Raw genomic sequence first — 21,675 nt, 5'->3', positions numbered from 1 at the left:
AGAAGTTAATCACGTTGGTATCGGATAGGTAATTTTTAGCTCACCAATAACGTCAGCTCACCAAAAATTGGTGGTAAGTGCACTCAGCGGATCGCCTGCGAGCAGTCTCTTGATATGCGCTAAGGGGCGCTTACCCACCAAATGTGATGAGCCTTACTTTTTTAAAAATGCAGGGGAAACGATGGTGACTTCAGACATCGACACAAAACCGCAAAAGGATACGTTAAATCCGGTGGTGTTCTTTACATCCGCAGGGCTGATCCTTGCGTTCTGTCTTATGACTATTTTTTATACTGACCTCTCTAATCGCTGGATTGGTATTACCCTTAACTGGGTTTCTGCCACTTTTGGTTGGTACTATCTACTGGCGGCCACGCTGTATATTGTTTTTGTTATTTATATTGCCACCTCACGCTACGGTTCAATCAAACTTGGACCCGAACAGTCAAAGCCCGAGTTCAGCCTGGTCAGTTGGGCGGCGATGCTGTTCGCCGCCGGTATCGGAATTGACCTGATGTTCTTCTCGGTAGCCGAACCCGTGACGCAATATATGATGCCACCTGAAGGCCAGGGCCAGACTCTGGAAGCCGCGAGGCAGGCGATGGTCTGGACGCTGTTCCACTACGGGCTGACAGGTTGGTCGATGTATGCATTGATGGGGATTGCACTCGGTTACTTCAGCTATCGCTATAACCTGCCGTTGACCATCCGTTCCGCGCTTTACCCTATCTTCGGTAAGCGGATCGACGGGCCAATCGGCCACAGTGTGGATATCGCCGCCGTTATCGGGACGATTTTCGGGATTGCCACCACATTGGGGATTGGGGTGGTGCAGCTCAATTACGGCCTCAATGTCCTGTTTCACATCCCGGAAAGTCTGGCGGTTCAGGCTGGGTTAATTTTGTTGTCGGTGGTGATGGCGGCAGTATCGGTGACATCGGGTGTCAACAAAGGCATTCGGATCCTCTCTGAAGTGAATGTTTTGCTGGCGTTAGGCCTGATCCTATTCCTGCTGTTTTGGGGGAACACGGAATTCCTGCTGAATGCGCTGGTGCTTAACGTGGGGGATTATATCAATCGCTTTTTGGGCATGACTCTCAATAGTTTTGCTTTTGATCGCCCAACCCAATGGATGAATAGCTGGACACTGTTTTTCTGGGCATGGTGGGTTGCCTGGTCACCCTTTGTTGGTCTGTTCCTGGCGCGTATTTCCCGTGGCCGCACTATCCGCCAATTTGTGGTCGGTACGCTGATCATACCCTTTGTCTTCACCTTGCTTTGGCTGTCTATCTTCGGCAATAGCGCCTTGTACCAGATCCTGCATGGCAATATTGCTTTTGCTAATGAAGTGATGGCGTTTCCTGAACGCGGTTTCTATAGCCTGTTGGCACAGTACCCCGGTTTCACCTTGAGTGCCTCGGTTGCCACAATCACCGGCTTACTATTTTATGTCACGTCAGCGGATTCCGGCTCGCTGGTGTTGGGGAATTTCACCTCTCGCTTGGCCGATATTAATAACGACTCCCCCAACTGGTTACGTACCTTCTGGTCGATCACTATCGGGTTACTGACTTTGGGAATGTTGATGACCGATGGTGTCACGGCCTTGCAAAACGCAACTGTCATTATGGGGTTACCGTTCAGTTTTGTGATTTTCTTCGTGATGGTCGGTTTGTATAAATCGCTGAAAGTTGAGGATTACCGTAAAGCCAGTTCGCAACAGACACCGGCTCCTACACTGATTTCAGGTAATGAAGTACTAAACTGGAAACAACGTTTATCACGGGTAATGAACTACCCAGGTACCACCTATACCGCGAAAATATTGGATACCATTTGCCGTCCAGCGATGGAGGAAGTGGCGCAGGAATTGGCCGTGCGCGGTGTTAAAGTCGAATTCAACGAACTGCCGCCGAAGGAAGATGAACGCCTGAATCGTCTAAATCATCTGGAACTGTTGGTAGATTTGGGTGACGAACAGAACTTCGTCTACCAGATCTGGCCGCAACGCTATTCTGTGCCCGCATTCACCTACCGTGCCCGCTCGGGGAAATCACACTATTACCGCCTTGAAACTTATTTGCTTGAAGGAACGCAGGGGAATGATTTGATGGACTACAGCAAAGAACAGATTATCAATAACATTCTTGACCAGTATGAGCGCCATATGAACTTCCTGCATATTCAAAGTGAAGCGCCGGGAAATATCATGACATTTCCCGATCAATAGTACGCAATAGTGGGGTCTCTTCATCTGACGAGTCGCTGAAGAGATCACCACCGCTTAATCAAAATCATCTGCCGCTTTTTCTGGCTTAACTTTATTAATGTAATCGTCTACTATCACCGCCTGACTTAGGTAATAAATACATATAATTAAGATTATGGTTTGATTATCAGACAAGATTATTATTGAAATAATAATCCAGGTTGCTCGTATTAAAATAATTGGATAGGTGATATGCAAAAGCTTCTTTTTTCCGGTCGTATCAATTTGAAAATGATCCGCTATTTTTTAGCCGTTTCAGAAGAGCTACATTTCGGAAAAGCCGCTGAACGCCTTCATATCTCTCAGCCGCCGTTAAGCCTGCAAATTAAAGAATTAGAAGATGCATTAGGTTTCCCTCTATTTATACGAGACAGCCGTAACGTGGTGTTAACCCTGGCTGGCGAAATGATGAAGGCTGAAATGAAAGATGTGTTTGATAATATAGAGAATTCATTAAGCCGCGTATCCTATATTGCCCGCCATGAGCAAACCCACCTTAATATTGGCATTATCGGCTCCGCTCTTTGGCATCAGCTACTAGAGAAATTCAAAAGTTATAAGACACTCAACCCTAATACCACCTGGTCGTTACATGAGCTGCCACCCAGTAAGCAGTATGAGGCATTATTAAATAAGAAGCTTGATATCGGGTTCTGGCGGTGTGCCGATCTGGAACAAAATCCGGCGCTGATTTATAGGCGAGTAGAAAAACAGCGAGTCGCCGTCGCCGTGTCTAATGAGAGTTTACTGGCGAATAAAAAAATACTCGCGCTGAAAGATCTCTCAGAGCAAACGCTCATATTTCTCACCTTTAATCACTCTGGCTACTCTAAAAATTTATACAATAGTTGTCTTAATGCTGGTTGTACGCCACAGGCCATTTATCAGTTTGATGAACCTCAGACCCAGTTGGCTTTTGTGAACAGCAATCTTGGTATCGCCTTAGTACCGGAAAGTATGCAGGAAATCCCATGGCCTAATATTAAATTTATTCCGCTGAAAGAAGATCTCTCTGCCGATCTCTTCGCTGTTTATCACCCTGATAGCGCGACTCCGGCGCTAAATAGGTTACTTGCGTTATTTTGAGTTTGTTTTTTGAATCCGTGGCATTCATTGGCCTGTATTACTTGGCTTTAACTAAAATAGCCATAGCGATCACCACTAAAGCGGCTCCGCTGGCGATCTCTTGCCAATTTATTGCCTGGCCTAATATCACATTAGTGACAATAACCGACAGCGGGATCAGGTACACATAGCCTGATACTTTAGTCGGCGAAAGTACAATGCAGGCTTTTTGGAACAGAAAGAAACTTAATGCGGTGGCAAAGGTGGCAAGATATAAAACGCCGCTCCAGGTTATGATGCTAATATTACGCCATTCAATATCCGGAAGCTGATAGGCGATGGTCACCGTCAGCAGTAGCGTGGCACATATCAAACTCCAACCGGTAAGCACTAAGGCGTGCTCACCCCGATGTAACTTCTTCACCACAATAGGATTCAGCGCCATGCCTAAACAACCAAATAGGAACAGGTAATCAGATGGCATAAGCGATAAGTGTAAAACCTGAGACAAATCACCTTTAAAAATAATTAACAACGCACCCAAAATTCCAATTAATAATGCGGCCACCACAGACCACGTCGATTTTGAGTTCAAAAACACCACACTCATTACCATGCTCATTAATGGCACGGTGGTGTATAACGCACTCGAATTTATTGCGCTGGTTGTCTGAAGTGAAAAGATCATGCAGGCAAAATAGAGCAGCGGCGGTAGGCTAATCAGAGTATAACGGCCCAAATCCCGGTAATGGGGTAACTTTAGTAAACCCTGACTCACCAGTAATACAACAAAAAACAGGCTTGCAATAGCGTATCTCAGCCAGGTAATTACCATGGGTGGCAATGCGTTGCTGATGGTGGCGCTGGCAATAAAGGAACCGCCAAGTAGAGCGGTAAACCCTAACATTTGCAAATGTGCTTTAAGTATTCTTGTTGTCATGTGCTTACCCATTACCCTCTTGTGATCGACGATAATTGCGTGGAAACCCATTCTGAACCATTACATTTTCAGTATGGATTAGCGGGTTTTTAGTATTGGTTATGCAATAACCCACTATTTATGATGGGGTAGATTAGATCTATCTCTACCTTTCGTCTTTGACGTTGCGGCGGTGTTAGCAGCATTTAGTCTCCCCTATCGCTCAGGGAGTTAGCTCATCACTTTGCGCTCAGGTGCGGTAACGCCAATCATTCGAGGTACATATTTAGCCGGTTTATTTGATCGTTATTAAAATAATCAAGGGGTTTTATTATGACAACAGTAAATTCAAATATAAACGTTGATGCTGATTTCAATGAATTACCATTTCAAGCCGTTAAATATATTCAGAAAATAAAACCCGGATTTAAGCCTCAAATCGCGTTCATTTTAGGTTCTGGATTGGGTGATTTAGTTGATCAAATTACGAATGACACTACGATTAGCTACGCTGATATCCCTGGCTTCCCTGTAAGCTCGGTTCACGGCCATGCTGGCGAACTGGTGCTGGGCGATCTGTTTGGTGTTCCTGTGATGTGCATGAAAGGCCGTGGCCACTTCTACGAAGGCAAAGGCATGAGCATCATGACTAATCCGGTGCGCACATTTAGATTGATGGGTTGCGAATTCTTATTCTGTACTAACGCCGCCGGTTCATTGCGACCAGAAGTTTTGCCAGGTTCGGTTGTGATGCTAAAAGATCACATTAATACCATGCCGGGCACGCCGTTGGTTGGCCCTAATGACGATCGTTTTGGTCCACGTTTCTTTAGCCTGGCGAATGCCTATGATAAAGATCTGCGTGCTGATATGGCCAAAATTGCTCAACAGCTTGATATCCCGCTGACCGAAGGCGTCTTTGTCTCTTACCCTGGGCCTTGCTTTGAAACACCGGCTGAGATTCGCATGATGCAGATCATCGGCGGTGATGTTGTGGGTATGTCTGTCGTGCCGGAAGTTCTCTCTGCAGCCCATTGTGGTTTAAAAGTGATTGCTCTGACCGCGATTACTAACCTGGCTGAAGGCCTTTCTGATGTGGTGCTGTCTCATGAGCAAACCTTAAAATTTGCTAAAGTAGCATCCGTCAATTTCACCAAACTGATTGAAGCGTTCTTAAAAAGCAAAGCGCTCCGCTGATCGATAAAGACGTCATAAATATTTTATGCCCCTATTATGCCAGCCGTAAATAGGGGCCACCGTAAATGAGGGATATACCCTATAGGCTCAATACAAAAATATATTCCTCGACGCATTTGAATCACGGAGAATAATAATGATAATAAAAAAACGGCTTAAGATTATGTTTTTCCTGCAGTTCTTTATCTGGGGTGCCTGGTTGGTGACGCTGGGTGCTTACATGATGAATACGCTGAACTTTACCGGTGCACAGGTGGGGTTGGTCTATGGCGCTAAAGGTATCGCCTGTATTTTAATGCCGAGTCTGGTCGGTATTATTGCCGACCGCTGGGTAAAAGCTAATATTCTCTATGCGGGTTGCCATCTGTTGGGGGCCGTTGCGCTGTTGATCGCCGCCAATGTTTCAGACCCTAATATCATGTTCTTTGTGATGTTGTTCAATGCGATGGTCTATATGCCGACGATTGCACTTGCTAACACCATTTCTTATATCTGTTTAGAAAAAGCGGGGCTGGACACGATTAAAGATTTCCCCCCGGTACGTGTTTTTGGCACCATTGGTTTTATTTTTGCCATGTGGGCTATCAGTCTCTCCGGATTTGAATTGAGTAATATCCAGCTTTATATCGCTTCTGGTGCGGCGCTGGTGTTGGCGATATATGCTCTTTCATTACCAAGCTGTCCAACATCTAATATTAAAAAAGACCGCTCTTGGGTTAATATTTTAGGGCTTGATGCTTTCGTATTATTTAAACAAAAGAAAATGGCTATTTTCTTCCTGTTTGCTATGTTACTCGGCGCTTCATTACAAATTAGCCATACGTTCAGCAGCCCCTTCCTTCATGACTTTGCAAAAAATCCAATTTATCAGGATAGTCTGGTTGTCCAATATCCCTCGATCTTATTATCGATGGCCCAAATTGCAGAAGTCTTCTTTATTCTGGCTATTCCCTTCTTCTTATCTCGCTTTGGTATCAAACGCGTGATGATGATCAGCATGATTGCCTGGACGCTGCGCTTCACTCTATTTGCCTATGGTGATCCGTCGGCTACCGGTATTGTTCTATTACTGTTATCAATGGTGGTTTATGGTTGCGCCTTTGATTTCTTTAATATCTCCGGTGCAATTTATGTTGAGAAAGAAGTCGATCATAATATCAGAGCCAGTGCGCAGGGCCTGTTTATGACAATGGTTAACGGCGTGGGGGCTTATGTGGGTGCCATCACCAGTGGGCATGTGGTTGATTATTTCACCGTTAATGGCATAAAAGACTGGAATAGTATTTGGCTATCTTTTGCTGCTTACACTGTCGTTTTGGTAATTGTTTTCTTCTTCGTTTTTCAATATAAACATGAGCCAACTGATCTAAAAAACCGCCAGTTATCCCATTAATCATTATCGTGAGGAGGTCTACTCGTCCCAAATAGACTCTCCAGATAACCCCTGATTAATCAAAAGTTAATCAGGGGAGTTTCTATTTTATTGTCAACTTCTTATTTTTTGATGAATTTCAGACTGCTGACAAACCCCGATAACTCAATCTTGAACGGTGAGGATAGGCAGAAGAGTAAAGCGTCCGCGCCAAGGATGGCGCGGCTCGAGCCTACATGGATGTATTTACGGCGTCTTTACGATCTGCCTGTTCTCTCCGTCGCGGGCACTTTGTCAATAACCTCATGAATTTTTCTGTTATCGGCAACCTCTCCCGCCAGCCATTCCCATATGATTACCCCCTCTTGAACCGTGGTTTCCCGTCATTGCTATCCCCGCTTTTGCTAACTGGGTATCCATCGCGACGCGACTTTGGTAGAGGTTATCTCTTAACGTTTGAATTTCTTTACTGACAGCCAGAACCTTTTGTTCATCTACTGGCTTGCTGGTTAATAGCGCTTTGTACTCATAGTTTTTAGAGGTCAGTTGCTGGCGCATATCTGCTGTTGATGTCTGAAATTCATTAAGTACTTGCTGGCGTGTCGCCTGTTGTTCTGTCGTCAAATTAGCCATGGAATTCTTTCCATAGTGCTGTCCCTGAGAATTAGACATATCCGTGCCGCTGCCATTCATATGGGTACCCATAGCATTTTGAGCAATAGCAGAGCCACCGAATCCAATCACGGTAGCAAGAGAAAGAAGGGTTACAATCGCTGTTTTGTTCAGGTTCATAGTTAGTATCCTTTGTTTCGGTATGAGTCAGTGAAACGTCACGTAGTAAGCTTATTACGTTAAAGCAATTCCTATGCCAAGATGCTAATGGCATGAAAATTGCTTTAAATAATGGTTGTTTTTTAGTCAGTGTGATTATATAAAATAAGGTATATCAATAAATTAGGTTTATTATTGGCCATTGTATTATCGGCGGGCAGCTATTCAGGCACGGTCTATAGCAGGGGTGAGATGTAATACATTAAGTAAAAACGGGTAATTATTACCCACGGTAGCAACGGTATGGGTAATAATTACCCGCCACCAATTCATTGATACTAACCAATAATAAAAATAAGGATGAGAAGGGTGAAGGAATCTAAAGGAAAATCGAATTTATTCTCTGTGATCCCATACGGCTTTTTTGTTGGTTTAGTTATCATTTTGATCACGGTGATTATCACTATGGCGATCAAGGATCTGAATCGTGGGCGCAACATTGAATTTCAGACATTATTAGAGAAAAGCGCCGTATTGATTCGCTCTTTTGAATCCAGTTCGCGTACCGGCATGGGAATGAGTTGGCGTCAGCGTCAAACGTTGATGGAAGAGATGGCTTACCAGCCTGGCGTTATCTATATTGCGGTTACCGACCTATCAGGGAAAATCCTTGCCCACAGTAACCCGGCACGTGTCGGAACGCAGCTCTATAGCCCACAAGAGATGGCAGATTTAAACGTTCAGTTAGCTGAGCAGTGGCGAATAGCAGCTTTTCTTGATGAGGATAATAAAAGTCAGGATGCTTTTGAGGTCTATCGTTTTTTTAAGCCACTGAGACGAAATAATACCCATCAGTCTCATATGAATATGGCGAGAAGGAGTAACGCTGCTGCGACTCAAGATAATAATGACAAATATGAAAATCAAAGTGTCATTTTTACCGCCTTCGACACTGAAGCGTTAGATACGATGCAAGCAAAAGATATTCGCAATACGATTATCTTTTTGTCTATTCTCAGTATGTTGGCTCTGGCGGGTATTCTGGCCCTATTCTGGGCGCGCCGTTACCAGCTTTCCCGACGCCAGCTACAAGACTCTAAAGCGATTTCAACCGAGATTATCAATAATCTGCCTATTGGGTTGATTACCACCAATGAAGAGCAATTGGTCAGTGTCGTAAACCACACGGCAGAAAAGATATTCGGTATTAGTAAAGATATTCTGACCGGCCAAAATATCCACCAAGCCCTGCCTCCAGAATGGAATCTTTTAGTTAAAAAAAGTCAAAGCCATCAGCCAGTGATAGAGCATGAAATTGATTATAAATTAAAAGAAGGTCTAATTATTCCATTAAGCATTAGCGTGACAAATATTGTTAATCATCATGGCAGCTTCCTGGGCAATATATTCATCTTTCGGGACATGAGAGAGGTCCGGCAGTTACAAGAAGAGATACGGCGTAAGGAAAAACTGGCGGCCATTGGCAATTTAGCCGCAGGTGTCGCGCATGAAATAAGAAATCCGCTCTCTTCTATCAAAGGTTTTGCGAAATATTTTGAGGGACATTCCCCGCAAGGCAGTGAGGAGCAAGAATTAGCAAAAGTGATGATAAAAGAGGTCGATAGGCTCAATAGAGCGGTCACTGAGTTACTGGGGTTAGTTCGTCCATCGGATTTGCGGTTCCAACTCGTCAATATTAACGAAATCATTGCTCATTCACTTCATCTTATTCGTCAGGATGCCGATAGCAAAAAAATCACAATTCAATTTATTAGCAATGAAAATTTGCCACGGGTGGAAATAGATCCCGATCGCTTCACTCAAGCATTACTGAACCTTTACTTAAATGCTATTCAGGCCATGGGGAGGGAGGGGGCGCTTGAAATTGCTCTGGCGTTAGTCGAAGAGTCAAAATTACGAATTAGCGTAATTGATACAGGTAAAGGCATCAGAGCAGAAGATCTGGAAAATATCTTTAACCCTTATTTCACGACGAAAGCTTCTGGCACTGGTCTGGGCCTTGCTATCGTGCAAAAAGTGATTGAAGAACATCAAGGTAGAATTACCGTTACCAGCCACCCACAATCCGGGACCCGCTTTGATATGACAATCTCCCTCATACAACGCGGTCAATATCGACCGGATGGGCAAGAACAAAAGGCGTCTAATAATGACAACACATAAAGCGCATATTTTGGTCGTTGATGATGACCTAAGCCACTGCACAATTATCCAGGCTTTAATGAAAGGCTGGGGTTATCAAACCACGCCAGCTCACAATGGATTAGAGGCCATCGAACTGGCTAAAGAGATCCCTTTCGATTTAATTCTGACGGATGTGCGAATGTCTGAAATGGATGGTATTGAGGCATTAAAGGCGATTAAAGCCTATAACCCGGCAATCCCTATTTTAATTATGACGGCTTATTCCAACGTTGAATCTGCGGTTGAGGCAATTAAAGCCGGGGCATACGATTATCTTACCAAACCGCTTGATTTCGACATGTTACAACTCACCCTTGAGCGGGCACTGGAACATACTCATCTCAAGAATGAGAATAAAACACTTAAACAGCAGCTCATCAGTAACCAAAATATTATTGGTCGCAGCCCACAAATGCGCTATCTGATGGATATGGTCGCCATGATTGCGCCTTCTGAAGCGACGGTGTTGATATGTGGAGAATCGGGTACGGGCAAAGAAATTATTGCCCGCTCAGTTCATGCTAACAGCTCGCGTAAAGATCAACCGTTGGTGATTGTTAACTGCGCGGCACTCAGTGAGTCATTGCTGGAGTCCGAGCTATTCGGCCATGAAAAAGGGGCGTTTACTGGCGCAGATAAACGTCGGGAAGGGCGCTTTATGGAGGCACATAAGGCAACGTTATTTTTGGATGAGATTGGTGAAATTTCAGGGTTGATGCAGGCAAAACTCCTGCGTGCTATCCAAGAACGGGAGATCCAGCGCGTTGGCAGTAATCAGACGTTAGCTATTGATGTCAGGTTGATTGCCGCCACTAACCGCAATCTTAAAGCCGATGTTGATAGTGGAAAGTTTCGCCAAGATCTCTACTATCGATTAAATGTGGTCACGATAGATACCCCGGCGTTGAGAGAGCGAAGCGAAGATATTCCGCCGTTGTCGATGCATTTCTTGGAAAAGTTTGCACTCAAGAACCGTAAATCAATCAAAGGATTCACACCACAAGCGATGAATATGCTGTTGAAATACAACTGGCCTGGTAACGTGCGTGAATTGGAAAATACGGTGGAGCGTGCGGTGATTTTACTGACCGGTGATTTCATCAGCGAGAAGGAGTTGCCGTTAAATATTAATCATTATATTCAGGAGAATGCCGGTAGTGAGAATATAGGTTATGAGGATGCAGAAAAACCTATCCAGTCTCTCGAACGAGTCGAAATAGACGCTATTTTGACTGCGTTGGAAAAGACGGGAGGCAATAAAACAGAGGCAGCAAAGCATTTAGGCATCACGCGCAAAACGTTACAGGCAAAATTGCAAAAAAGAACCTAGCTATTGCCCGATAATAAACGCATCCCCTCTGAATTTCAGTGCATTGCTGAAAACAAATATTTAGTTAAATGACCCGGAAGCCTGACGTTATAGCACTGAATTTTTTTCTACTAACCGGGCGTGCACTGATCCTGAAATCCCTAGGCGATTTTTCGTCGAAACATGCCATAAGCTGCACTGCCTGTAGTGGCAGTGATCACCAACAGTGGCCACAGACTGTGCCAGATAATATCGAAACTGGCATCCTTGAGATAAATCTGTTTGGTGATGTCAGTAAAATGACGAATAGGATTGATCCAAGTGATATTTTGCAGCCAGATTGGCATGTTCTCTACCGGAGAGACATAACCAGAAAGTAAAATAGCAGGCATCATAAAGACAAATACGCCAATAAAAGCCTGCTGCTGAGTTGAGCATAACGAGGAGATCAATAGACCAAAACCGACCAGAGACAAGCCATAAAGCAACATCGTGCCGTAAAACAGAGCCAACGAACCGGCGAAAGGGATCTGGTAGAAAAAGATGCCAATTAACAACACAATAGAAGCCTGGAATGTTGCGACAATCAGCGCTGGAACGGCTTTGCCGATAAAAATCTGCCATGTTGTCAGTGGTGAAACCAACAATTGCTCCATCGTCCCTTGCTCGCGCTCGCGGGCCACTGACAGCGAGGTCACTATCAGTACACCGATGGTGGTGATCATGGCAATCAATGACGGTACTACGAACCATTTATAGTCCAGATTCGGGTTATACCAATTCCTGATGACCAATTCGCTGTTATTGGGTTTGATCTGGCCGCCGGTTAATTCCAACTGGTAATTTTGCACGATTTGCTGAATATAATTCGCCGCGATCTGTGCACTGTTGGAATTACGCCCATCCAGAACGAGCTGGAGCTGTGTGGTTTTACCGTTGGCCAGATCAGCACTGAACTGCGCGGGAAAGCGGATCAACAGCAAGGCTTTTTGATTATCAATAACCGGTTGGATCTCATGGGGGCTGTGCAGTAGCAGCACATTCGAAAATGCGGCCGCTTTGGCAAAACGTTGGGTCAACTCTACCGAGGCTTTGCCGCTGTCTTCACTGTAAATCGCGATAGTGGCATTCGTGACTTCCAGCGTCGCGGCGAACGGGAACAAGATAACCTGCAATATTACGGGCAAAATTAATATTGCACGAGTCTGTGGCTCGCGTAACAGCGACTGCAATTCTTTAATAATCAGTGTGTATAGGCGATAAAACATTTTACGCTTCCTTTAATCCAACCTACGCCGGGTCTTCCAAGCGGTCAGGCCGATAAACACGACGGCTGATGCGATCAGAAACAGCAGATTAACCACCAAAACAGTACCGACATTTCCCGCCAGAAACAGTGTTTGCAGGCTGCTGACAAAGTAGCGGGCAGGAATGATATAGGTCACGGCTCGAACGACGGCAGGCATACTGTCAATTTCAAAAATAAAACCAGATAACATTACCGCAGGCAAAAATGCCGCGTTCAACGCGATCATCGCGGCGTTAAATTGGTTGCGGGTAAGCGTGGAGATCAACAACCCCATCCCCAATGTACTGGCTAAAAACAGGCTGGTGGTGATGAACAAGATCCCCAGCGAGCCTCGATAGGGCACCCCCAGAATGAACACCGATACCAGCATGCACAGCGCCATGGCGAATATGCCAAGGACATAATAGGGAATGAGTTTTGATAGCAGTAATTCACTGCGTGTGACCTGAGTGGATAACAGCGCTTCCATCGTACCGCGCTCCCACTCGCGGGCGATAACCAGCGAGGTCAGAATCGCTCCAATGACCGTCATAATAATGGTGATAGCGCCGGGAATAATAAAATGTCGGCTGATTGCCGCAGGGTTAAACCAATAGCGCACCTGAATCTCAATGAGTGGATCATTTTTTTGCCCAGTATTCTGTGCCTGCTGTTGTTGCCAAAGTTGCCAGACCCCTTGAGCATAGCCTTGCACAAAATTGGCGGTATTGGGTTCACTGCCATCGGTGATCACCTGAATCGGTGCTTTACCTTCGGGCCGCGCGAGTTGCTCGGCAAAGTCATTCGGAATAACAATTAGCCCACGAATAGTACCAGCTTGCATAGTATGAATCAGTGCTTCGCGGTTATCACTGATTTGTGCGGCAATATAAGGAGAATTAGCAAAGGTGTTAGCCAAATCCTGCGCCGGTTTACTCTGCTGCTCCAGTAAAATGCCCACATGTAATTTACTGGAATCAAGGTTAATGCCATAGCCAAAAATAAACAGCAGCATGAGGGGAATGACCACCGCGATCAGCCCACTGCTGGGGTCACGTAAAATTTGCCGGGTTTCTTTGTGGCACAAGGCACGCAAGCGCCGCCAGGAGAACCCTGTGTCCTGATAAGTCTCGCCCTTAGCTACCGGCGAAATATTCTGCTCGGCCATGGGTTTACTCCTTATCATGCTGTTGGTCGTAGCGCAGAACCAATTCGATAAACGCAGTTTCCATTGACGGGTTGGGGTTATCATCACTGGCGACCTGTTGTTTCAGTTCATCGGGGGTCCCCGCAGCGATAATCTTGCCGTGATAAACCAGCCCGATACGGTCACAATATTCCGCTTCATCCATAAAGTGGGTGGTCACCATGACGGTGACGCCTTTGTCTACCATTCCATTGATGTGTAACCAAAATTCACGGCGGGTGAGCGGATCGACACCGGAGGTTGGCTCATCAAGAAACAGAATATCTGGCTCATGCATCAAGGCGCAGGCCAGTGCAAGCCGTTGCTTAAACCCTAATGGCAGGGAGTCCGGTGTTTGTTTCAGGATCGGGGTAAAGTTAAATGCCGAGATCATATCGGCAATTTTGTCGCGCTGGATTTTGCCTTTCAGGCCATAAACCCCGGAGAAAAATTTCAGATTTTGCTCAACGGTCAGGTTGCCGTACAGCGAAAATTTTTGTGCCATATAGCCTAGATGTTGGCGAGCTTTACCCGAGCTGGTTTTTAGATCCATACCCAGTACCAAGGCTTTTCCATCGCTGGGTACCAATAAGCCACACATCATTTTAAAGGTCGTGGATTTACCGGCCCCATTTGGCCCGAGCAGACCAAATATTTCACCGCGTTTAACCTGAAAATTAACATGGTCAGTCGCGGCAAAATCGCCAAATTTCTTGGTTAACGCTTGTGCTTCAATAACGGTTTCATCAGGGTTGCCAGCCACTCTGGGCATAATTTTTGCCAGTGCGGACTCGCTGTCCGGGCCACCACCTAACAGGTCAATAAAGGCGTCTTCAAAGCGGGGTTCCGCTTCTCTCATTTCGGCATCGGGGTGATTTAACCATTGTAATAACTGGCTGTGATCGACATCTGGCTTAAGGATCAGCCGGACATATTTACCTTGGATCACCCCGTCACTGACTTGGGGCAAAGTTAGTGCATGTTGTAACAGCTGGCGGTTGGTACCATGTTGGGCGGCCACCAAAATAGTGCGGCCACTCATGCGCTGTGTCAGGGTTTGTGGTGCGCCGCTGTACAGGAATTTGCCTTCATTCAGCAGCAACACTTCACGGCATTGTTCTGCTTCATCCAGATAAGAAGTACTCCACAAAATGAGCATGCCGTCGTCTGCCAGCTCATGTACCATGCGCCACAGTTCACGGCGAGATATGGGGTCAACACCAACACCTGGCTCATCCAATAACAGTACTTTAGGTTGGCCGACCAAGGTACAAGCTAACCCCAACTTCTGCTTCATGCCACCCGATAACTTACCCGCCAGGCGTGATGTGAAGCGGGTTAAATCGGTAAACGTCAGCAGGCGCTCAAATGTCTGACGCCGAAGTTCACCGGTCACGCCACGCAGATCGGCATACAGCGTCAGGTTTTCCATGACCGTTAAATCTTCATACAGGCCAAATTTCTGCGGCATATAACCGAGAATGGCATGTAGCTGGCGATCATCTTTCAACGGATCTAGCCCGACCACGGTTATCTTACCCTGAGTGGGTTTTAGCAATCCGGCCAGCATACGTAATAACGTGGTTTTACCGGCACCGTCCGGCCCGACTAATCCTGTCACGGCTCCGCTGCGGATCTCCGTAGTCAGGCTGGCAACCGCAGGGTGATCCAGTCCGCTGAACCGTTTTTCAACCGTCTCCAGAGTAATGATGTGCTGAATTCCATTCATAACTCATGCTGCCTTAACGTTGGGGGAAACGAACAGTGACGGGCATACCTTGTCGTAATGATTCATCCGCATCCGTGATAATAATGCGTAAGCGATATACCAGGTCGGTGCGCAAATCTGGTGTTTCCACTGTTTTTGGCGTGAATTCTGCCGTCGGTGAAACAAAACCAATTTTACCGTGATAGGGCTTATCGAGGCGGCCATCAGTAAAGACCTCAACCTCTGTACCGGGGATCGCCTGACCTAAATGACGTTCACTGACATAGGCTCGAACCCAGACCGGGTCGGTCAGTGAAACGGTAAGTACGGTATTGCTGGCCGATAAAATGGTGCCCGGTTCTACTGCGCGGGTCAGTACCGTACCGGCCGATGGGGCGAGCAGTGTGGTGTCTTGCAGGTTGAGTTGGGCTTGCGCCAGTTCGGCCTCTGTTTGGGCCAGATTCGCCTCAGCCTGAGCGATTTCTTGTGGGCGGTTACCACTCAAAAATTGTGCGAGTTTATCTTTTGCTGCTTGCAAATTAGCCTGCGCCTGGCTGCGTGCGGTACGGGCATTCTCCAGTTCATTGGCGGATACGGCTTTGCTGGCCCACAACCCCTGCTGGCGTTTCAGAAAGTTATCGGCGTAGTCAAAAGCGGCCTGTCGCTGAGCCACTTCGGACCTCACCTGTGCAATTTCTTCTTCACGGTAACCCGCTTTCAGCAGTGCCAATTGGGCTTGCGCACTTTGTACATTCGCTTGCGCCTGCTTGAGCGCATTCAGATAAGGGCCGTCATCCAATTTCCCTAGCGTTTGCCCCGGATGAATATCATCACCTTCATCTACTGCCAGTGAGGCAAGGCGGCCAGCGACGCGAAAGCCCAGATTTACCGTGCGGATATCCACGTTACCGTAGAGGGTCAGTGACGCGTCATTTTGCTGACGATAATAATGCCATCCGTACGCTAGGGTTGCTAATAGCGCGACAATAACGGCAGCCACGATAATCTTCTTACGATTCATAATGTTTCCTGTCTACCACTGGTTTTTATCACAATAAAAATAGGCGAGAGGTCATAGTGCTGCCTTGGCCCGGAGCCCGTTAAGAAGCAGATCGATATGTTCAATAAGTACTTGATTAATTAAGTGACTTTCGGCCTCGCCAATACTTTTCCAGCCAGCTTGTCGGCGAATCGTTTCACGTGCCAGACGAAAAGCCAAAACCTCACCTATCAAGGCATGAGTATGAATAATGGTTTTGGTTGCACTGGCATCGGTACCCGTAAATGCAGCCAGCAACTGGTTCAGTGTTTGGTGTAATGGGGCAATGGCCTGAGTGTGGATCAGTGGGTAGGCTTCGCTTGGCGATAATTGCTCACGCGCCATGATTTTACTGAGATTTAGCGTTTCAGGTTGTGTCATTAAATGGCTGAATGCCAATAACCCTTGACGAATATAGTGCAGTTGCTGTTCCGGCAGCTGATGCTCAGTAGGCAACTGCAAAAAGTGATCAATTTCTTGTGCCAGCGGTGAGAACGCCTGCTGGATAAAATCGGCAATATGTTGAGCGACCGCGAGATAGAGGCCCTCTTTGGAGCTGAAATAGTAGGTGATCGCGGCAATATTCTGCCCCGCCCGTTGTGCAATATCGCGGGTGGTCGCACCTTTCAGACCCAATTCACCGAACAAATCAATCGCGGCTTGAAGCAACTGTTGGCGGGCCTGTTCACCTCTGGTGGTAGCCGGTGACGGCGGTGTGACGGAATGAGGAGTCAAATGAGACATAAATATTCTGCCTGCTTAACTGTTTTATGTAGACGCTAAAGTAGATTGATGCGAATAGTTAGTTGAACAATAAATCAATCATATGATTAACTTTAGGTCACCGTAGTAGACATGTAAAGACATCGGCTATGAAAGCCAGATATCTATGGCCGCTAAATTGGTTTCATTGATGTTCTCGCGATTAAAAAATTAAGATTTATGTAAATATCCCTTTTCTTGCTAAACATCTGTTATAATCCGCGTCAATGGTGCACTGCAGTTTGTGCCAATCCTCGTGGTAATGCCTCAATTCATGCCTCGTCTGATAATCTTCCCTTGAAACTGCACTTGGCGATATCGTCAGGATTGGGAAGATCTGGAGCTTCTCGTAATATGTCATTTGATTCTCTCGGCCTAAACGCCGACATCCTGCGTGCTGTTGAAGAGCAGGGCTACCTTGTGCCGACGCCAATTCAACGTCAGGCAATCCCTGTGGTACTGGAAGGCCGCGATTTAATGGCCAGTGCGCAAACGGGTACGGGTAAAACCGCTGGTTTCACCTTGCCGCTATTGCAACTGCTTAGCCAAGATCAACAGCCAATTAAGGGCCGCCGTCCGGTACGGGCATTGATTTTAACGCCAACCCGTGAGCTGGCCGCGCAGATTGACGAAAACGTACAGAGTTATAGCAAATACCTGAAACTTCGCTCGCTGGTGGTATTTGGTGGCGTTAGCATTAACCCGCAGATGATGAAATTGCGTGGTGGCGTCGATATTTTAGTCGCGACACCTGGCCGTTTACTGGATCTGGAACATCAAAACGCGGTTGATTTGTCCAAAATTGAAATTTTGGTCTTGGACGAAGCGGACCGTATGTTGGATATGGGCTTTATTCACGATATCCGCCGTGTATTAGCCAAATTACCGGCTAAACGTCAGAATTTGCTGTTCTCTGCCACCTTCTCTGATGAGATTAAAGGGCTGGCCAGCAAATTGTTGCACAACCCAGCCTCTGTTGAAGTGGCCCGTCGTAACACGGCGTCAGAGCAGATCGCTCAAAGCGTTCACTTTGTCGATAAAAACCGTAAGCGTGAGTTGTTGTCTCAGATGATTGGTGAAGGTAACTGGCAGCAAGTGCTGGTGTTTAACCGCACGAAGCATGGCGCGAACCATTTAGCTGAACAGTTGAATAAAGACGGTATTACTGCGGCGGCGATCCACGGTAATAAGAGTCAGGGCGCACGTACTCGTGCACTGGCTGATTTTAAAGACGGTAAAATCCGTGTGCTGGTGGCGACGGATATCGCTGCCCGTGGTCTGGATATCGACCAGTTACCACACGTGGTTAACTATGAATTGCCAAACGTTCCGGAAGATTACGTTCACCGTATTGGCCGTACTGGCCGCGCGGAACGAACCGGGGAAGCGATTTCACTGGTTTGTGTCGATGAACATAAACTGCTGCGTGATATTGAGCGTTTATTAAAACGTGAAATTCCACGTATCGCACTTGATGGTTATGAGCCGGATCTAAGCATTAAAGCCGATCCGATTCAAAATGGCCGTCAGGGCCGTGGCGCACAACGTCCGGGCATGGGCCGTGGTAGCAGTGCGGGTCGTCCGCAGAATGGAGGCGGTGCAGCAGGTCGCGGTGATAGCCGCAACAGCCGCCCACGCAGCCAGGCTGATGGTCAACGCCGCCCGGCAGGCCCATCGTCTCGCGGTCGTAGCCGTAATCCAGGCGAATAAGCGATACCTCTTGGGTATAACGGCTTCTATTCACTGATAAAACCGCTTCTTAGGAGGCGGTTTTTTTATCAAAATACAGCCTTAATCTGATTAAAAAATGTATATATAACCATTATTGAATTTAACGTTATCTAATTAAATTAAATTGTAGTTAAAGTCTATAAGGGCTAATTACTAAAGTTTCTATATTAATAAGTTTTTTCATTAAACATAAAATAATTTAATTTATTAAAAATGATAATTTTGTCTTTTTTTTAAATAATAACAATTAAGTTTTGATGTATTATTGTTAATACTGATTGAGAATATTATTTCATCAGAAACAAACGAATAAAAACTGTTTACTCATCATTAATATAAGGGTTTTCTGTATGCCGCAAGTTAATAACATATCGACAAACAATATACACTCAGCCGGCTTTAACAACTCAAATTCAATTCAAAAATATACTGGAGCAGTCTCATCTATAAGTGATGATTTACGCATTAATAATGAAAAGTGCAAGAGTAATATAGGAACTATAAGTGGTGATATAAAAATTAATCGCCATTCTACAGTCTACGGTAATGTGCATTCAATCAGTGGCTATATTACTGTAAAAGATTCTATAGTAGATAAAAATGTTACCACGGTAAGTGGTAATATTAATGCGGTGAATTCGACTATAGAAAAAAATATAGAAACAGTCAGTGGTTCGATTGAGGTGGAAAAATCAACTGTAAGCGGCAATTTGGAAACAACAAGTGGTAGGATAGACATAGATACAACAAAAATTAACGGTAATGTGGATACTACAAGTGGTTCAATTTCGATGAGCGATTCAACTATTGATGGTAGCGTAACATGTAAGGCGGGGTCTGTAAAAATTGTCAATTCAACGATTAAAGAAAGCCTTAATGTAACCAGTGAGAAAGTATTTATTGGTACAGCATCTTGTATTGGAAAAATTAACATTTCCCCCCCTGAATTTGTAAATGTTAATATCACGAGTTTTGGGAGTGGTAATATAGTGATGGGAATGAGGAATCTTTTTATTTCAGGAGGGGTAAATACCATAATTACTAATGGTAAAGTATTTGTTAATGAACAAAGGGTCGGCCATACAGCTTCGCAATCAACTTCGAAACAAGTAGAGGAAGTTACTATTAATATCGCGAAAGATGCCAGTGTTAATGATATTGTTTTTTATACTAAAAAGTGCCATGTCATTTTAGAAGGAAATGCTAAATATAACGGAGAAAAAAAGGATGGCATGCAATTCACCCATGTTAACGCACCGAAAAGTCATGCTTATGCGTAAAATACGTATTTAGACTATCTCTTTGGCAATGTCCGTTTTCATAAATGGGCATTGCCCATGGGTATTTTACCACACGACTTTAATAGCCGATTTTCAGTGTGGTAGAACAAAGATGACCAAACAAAAAATTTTAAGGGGCCAAGAATATTATTATTTTTTACTCTACGTAATCTGTATTATTCAGTGTTATCTCTTGTTTTTATCCCCGTTTCCCTCGTATCATTGCCAGCCTTTTTTGACATTCTACGATATAGAATTAGGCTGGCGGTCATGACAAATAAAGGCTCTGGATAATGAGTATGCGAGTAATACTGGCACCGATGGAAGGTGTATTAGATTCGCTGGTGCGTGAATTGCTCAGTGAAGTAAATGATTACGACCTTTGCATCACCGAGTTTTTGCGGGTGGTTGATCAACTGCTGCCTGCTAAATCTTTCTACCGCCTATGTCCTGAATTGCATAATCAAAGCCGTACTCAGTCTGGCACATTAGTACGTATCCAACTATTAGGCCAATACCCAGAGTGGCTGGCAGAAAATGCGGCTCGTGCGGTAGCGCTTGGCTCATATGGTGTTGATCTCAATTGCGGGTGTCCTTCAAAACTGGTTAACGGCAGTGGCGGCGGGGCAACCTTGCTAAAAGATCCAGAACTGATTTATCAAGGTGCAAAAGCCATGCGTGCGGCTGTTCCGGCCCATCTCCCCGTCACGGTAAAAATTCGTCTAGGCTGGGATTCAGGTGATCGTCAGTTTGAAATTGCTGACGCCGTGCAACAAGCAGGAGCGACGGAACTGGCAGTTCATGGCCGTACCAAAGAAGATGGCTATCAAGCCGAACGGATTAACTGGCAAGCGATCGGTGAGATTCGCCAGCGGCTGACAATACCGGTGATTGCCAACGGTGAAATTTGGGATTACCAGAGTGCACAAGAGTGCATGGGCGTCACGGGTTGTGACGCTATGATGCTAGGCCGTGGCGCACTGAATGTGCCTAATTTAAGCCGGGTGGTGAAGTATAACGAACCGCGTATGCCGTGGCTGGAAGTGGTCAAATTACTGCAAAAATATGTGCAGTTGGAAAAGCAGGGCGATACCGGCTTGTATCATGTTGCGCGCATCAAACAGTGGTTAGGTTATCTGCGCAAAGAATATGATGAAGCCACTGCGTTGTTCACTGAAGTTCGTGCGTTAAAAACCTCGAAAGACATTGCGCTGGCAATTCAGCATATTAATCATTAACTCAGAAAAATAATGTTTAAATTAAATAATAATGTGGCTGGAATATAGATATATTGCTGAGAATAACTCTATTTTATTGCTTTTTCTTGCGGCCAATAAATTTTGCCACCCCTAGCATGAATAGTGCACCGATAAGGATGATTAACGTATCAACCCAGAACGTCAATGAGGCCATTTTTTCATCGTGAATATCTGCTAAACCCGCAGCAATCAAGAATACACCAAAGATAATACCAAAAATTGTTGTTCCCATATTCGCCCCCATAGTTCCCTTTTATCTAAAAATAGATGTGAGCGATTATAGGGTAATCTTTGATCCGAGAGGCATTTTTTAAG

At 45.4% G+C, this 21,675-nt stretch carries 17 protein-coding genes and 1 pseudogene; 10 read left to right on the top strand and 8 right to left on the bottom strand.

Going from position 1 to position 21,675, the window contains the following annotated elements; translation table 11 throughout:
• Positions 1–181 precede the first annotated feature (181 nt).
• On the top strand, positions 182–2,230 hold the full coding sequence (locus AC971_RS01380) for a choline transporter (protein ID WP_025383109.1): 2,049 nt from the start codon (positions 182–184) through the stop codon (positions 2,228–2,230).
• A 231-nt stretch (positions 2,231–2,461) separates the two neighbouring features.
• Entirely contained in the window at positions 2,462–3,355 is an 894-nt protein-coding gene (locus AC971_RS01375; protein WP_025383110.1) for a LysR family transcriptional regulator, read from the top strand.
• 37 nt (positions 3,356–3,392) lie between these two features.
• On the opposite strand, the gene AC971_RS01370 is transcribed toward AC971_RS01375, so the two are convergent.
• On the bottom strand, positions 3,393–4,241 hold the full coding sequence (locus AC971_RS01370; RefSeq protein WP_025383111.1) for a DMT family transporter: 849 nt from the start codon (positions 4,239–4,241) through the stop codon (positions 3,393–3,395).
• 345 nt (positions 4,242–4,586) lie between these two features.
• On the opposite strand from AC971_RS01370, the gene xapA reads away from it, so the two are divergent.
• The 3 genes and pseudogenes from xapA to AC971_RS24565 form a co-directional block, all read left to right on the top strand.
• The gene (gene xapA / locus AC971_RS01365) at positions 4,587–5,450 is read left to right on the top strand and encodes a xanthosine phosphorylase (RefSeq protein ID WP_025383112.1); all 864 of its coding nucleotides are present in this window, start codon (positions 4,587–4,589) and stop codon (positions 5,448–5,450) included.
• Between the two features lie 136 nt (positions 5,451–5,586).
• A complete protein-coding gene (locus AC971_RS01360; protein WP_025383113.1) occupies positions 5,587–6,843 on the top strand; it encodes a nucleoside permease in 1,257 nt (418 codons plus the stop codon).
• 215 nt (positions 6,844–7,058) lie between these two features.
• A pseudogene (locus tag AC971_RS24565) lies at positions 7,059–7,127 on the top strand (gluconate 5-dehydrogenase); the annotation flags it as partial.
• A gap of 13 nt (positions 7,128–7,140) precedes the next feature.
• On the opposite strand, the gene AC971_RS01355 reads toward AC971_RS24565, so the two are convergent.
• The gene (locus AC971_RS01355; RefSeq protein WP_025383114.1) at positions 7,141–7,614 is read right to left on the bottom strand and encodes a periplasmic heavy metal sensor; all 474 of its coding nucleotides are present in this window, start codon (positions 7,612–7,614) and stop codon (positions 7,141–7,143) included.
• Between the two features lie 348 nt (positions 7,615–7,962).
• On the opposite strand from AC971_RS01355, the gene AC971_RS01350 reads away from it, so the two are divergent.
• Both AC971_RS01350 and AC971_RS01345 read left to right on the top strand, forming a co-directional pair.
• Positions 7,963–9,777 (top strand): PAS domain-containing sensor histidine kinase, encoded by a 1,815-nt coding sequence (locus AC971_RS01350; RefSeq protein ID WP_025383115.1) that lies wholly within the window; start codon positions 7,963–7,965, stop codon positions 9,775–9,777.
• On the top strand, positions 9,764–11,128 hold the full coding sequence (locus tag AC971_RS01345; RefSeq protein ID WP_025383116.1) for a sigma-54-dependent Fis family transcriptional regulator: 1,365 nt from the start codon (positions 9,764–9,766) through the stop codon (positions 11,126–11,128). The genes AC971_RS01350 and AC971_RS01345 overlap by 14 nt, the downstream gene beginning before the upstream one ends.
• A gap of 140 nt (positions 11,129–11,268) precedes the next feature.
• Here the strand turns inward: AC971_RS01345 and AC971_RS01340 are convergent, their stop codons facing one another.
• The 5 genes from AC971_RS01340 to AC971_RS01320 are packed head-to-tail and all read right to left on the bottom strand — an operon-like array spanning position 11,269 to position 17,072.
• Positions 11,269–12,375, bottom strand: a complete 1,107-nt coding sequence (locus AC971_RS01340; protein WP_025383117.1) for an ABC transporter permease — start codon at positions 12,373–12,375, stop codon at positions 11,269–11,271.
• 12 nt (positions 12,376–12,387) lie between these two features.
• Positions 12,388–13,563 carry an ABC transporter permease gene (locus AC971_RS01335; RefSeq protein WP_025383118.1) on the bottom strand — a complete coding sequence of 392 codons (1,176 nt, stop codon included), beginning with the start codon at positions 13,561–13,563 and terminating at the stop codon, positions 12,388–12,390.
• Positions 13,564–13,567: 4 nt separating this feature from the next.
• Complete coding sequence (locus tag AC971_RS01330; protein WP_025383119.1) at positions 13,568–15,310, bottom strand: ATP-binding cassette domain-containing protein; 1,743 nt, start codon at positions 15,308–15,310, stop codon at positions 13,568–13,570.
• 13 nt (positions 15,311–15,323) lie between these two features.
• Positions 15,324–16,310 (bottom strand): secretion protein HlyD, encoded by a 987-nt coding sequence (gene hlyD / locus AC971_RS01325; RefSeq protein ID WP_025383120.1) that lies wholly within the window; start codon positions 16,308–16,310, stop codon positions 15,324–15,326.
• Positions 16,311–16,361: 51 nt separating this feature from the next.
• Positions 16,362–17,072, bottom strand: coding sequence for a transcriptional regulator (locus AC971_RS01320; protein ID WP_025383121.1), 711 nt, complete (start codon positions 17,070–17,072; stop codon positions 16,362–16,364).
• 372 nt (positions 17,073–17,444) lie between these two features.
• On the opposite strand from AC971_RS01320, the gene rhlE reads away from it, so the two are divergent.
• The 3 genes from rhlE (at position 17,445) to dusC (ending at position 21,339) form a co-directional block, all read left to right on the top strand.
• Positions 17,445–18,800: an ATP-dependent RNA helicase RhlE gene (rhlE, locus tag AC971_RS01315; protein ID WP_048677200.1), complete on the top strand. Its 1,356-nt coding sequence runs from the start codon at positions 17,445–17,447 to the stop codon at positions 18,798–18,800.
• 371 nt (positions 18,801–19,171) lie between these two features.
• Complete coding sequence (locus AC971_RS01310; RefSeq protein ID WP_025383126.1) at positions 19,172–20,101, top strand: DUF4097 family beta strand repeat-containing protein; 930 nt, start codon at positions 19,172–19,174, stop codon at positions 20,099–20,101.
• 299 nt (positions 20,102–20,400) lie between these two features.
• Positions 20,401–21,339: a tRNA dihydrouridine(16) synthase DusC gene (gene dusC / locus AC971_RS01305; protein WP_038402603.1), complete on the top strand. Its 939-nt coding sequence runs from the start codon at positions 20,401–20,403 to the stop codon at positions 21,337–21,339.
• 73 nt (positions 21,340–21,412) lie between these two features.
• On the opposite strand, the gene AC971_RS01300 is transcribed toward dusC, so the two are convergent.
• On the bottom strand, positions 21,413–21,592 hold the full coding sequence (locus tag AC971_RS01300) for a hypothetical protein (protein WP_025383128.1): 180 nt from the start codon (positions 21,590–21,592) through the stop codon (positions 21,413–21,415).
• Positions 21,593–21,675 lie beyond the last annotated feature (83 nt).

Origin of the sequence: Yersinia similis, assembly GCF_001053095.1 — a bacterium.
Classification (GTDB): domain Bacteria; phylum Pseudomonadota; class Gammaproteobacteria; order Enterobacterales; family Enterobacteriaceae; genus Yersinia; species Yersinia similis.
This window is presented reverse-complemented; position numbering and strand designations above follow the sequence as displayed.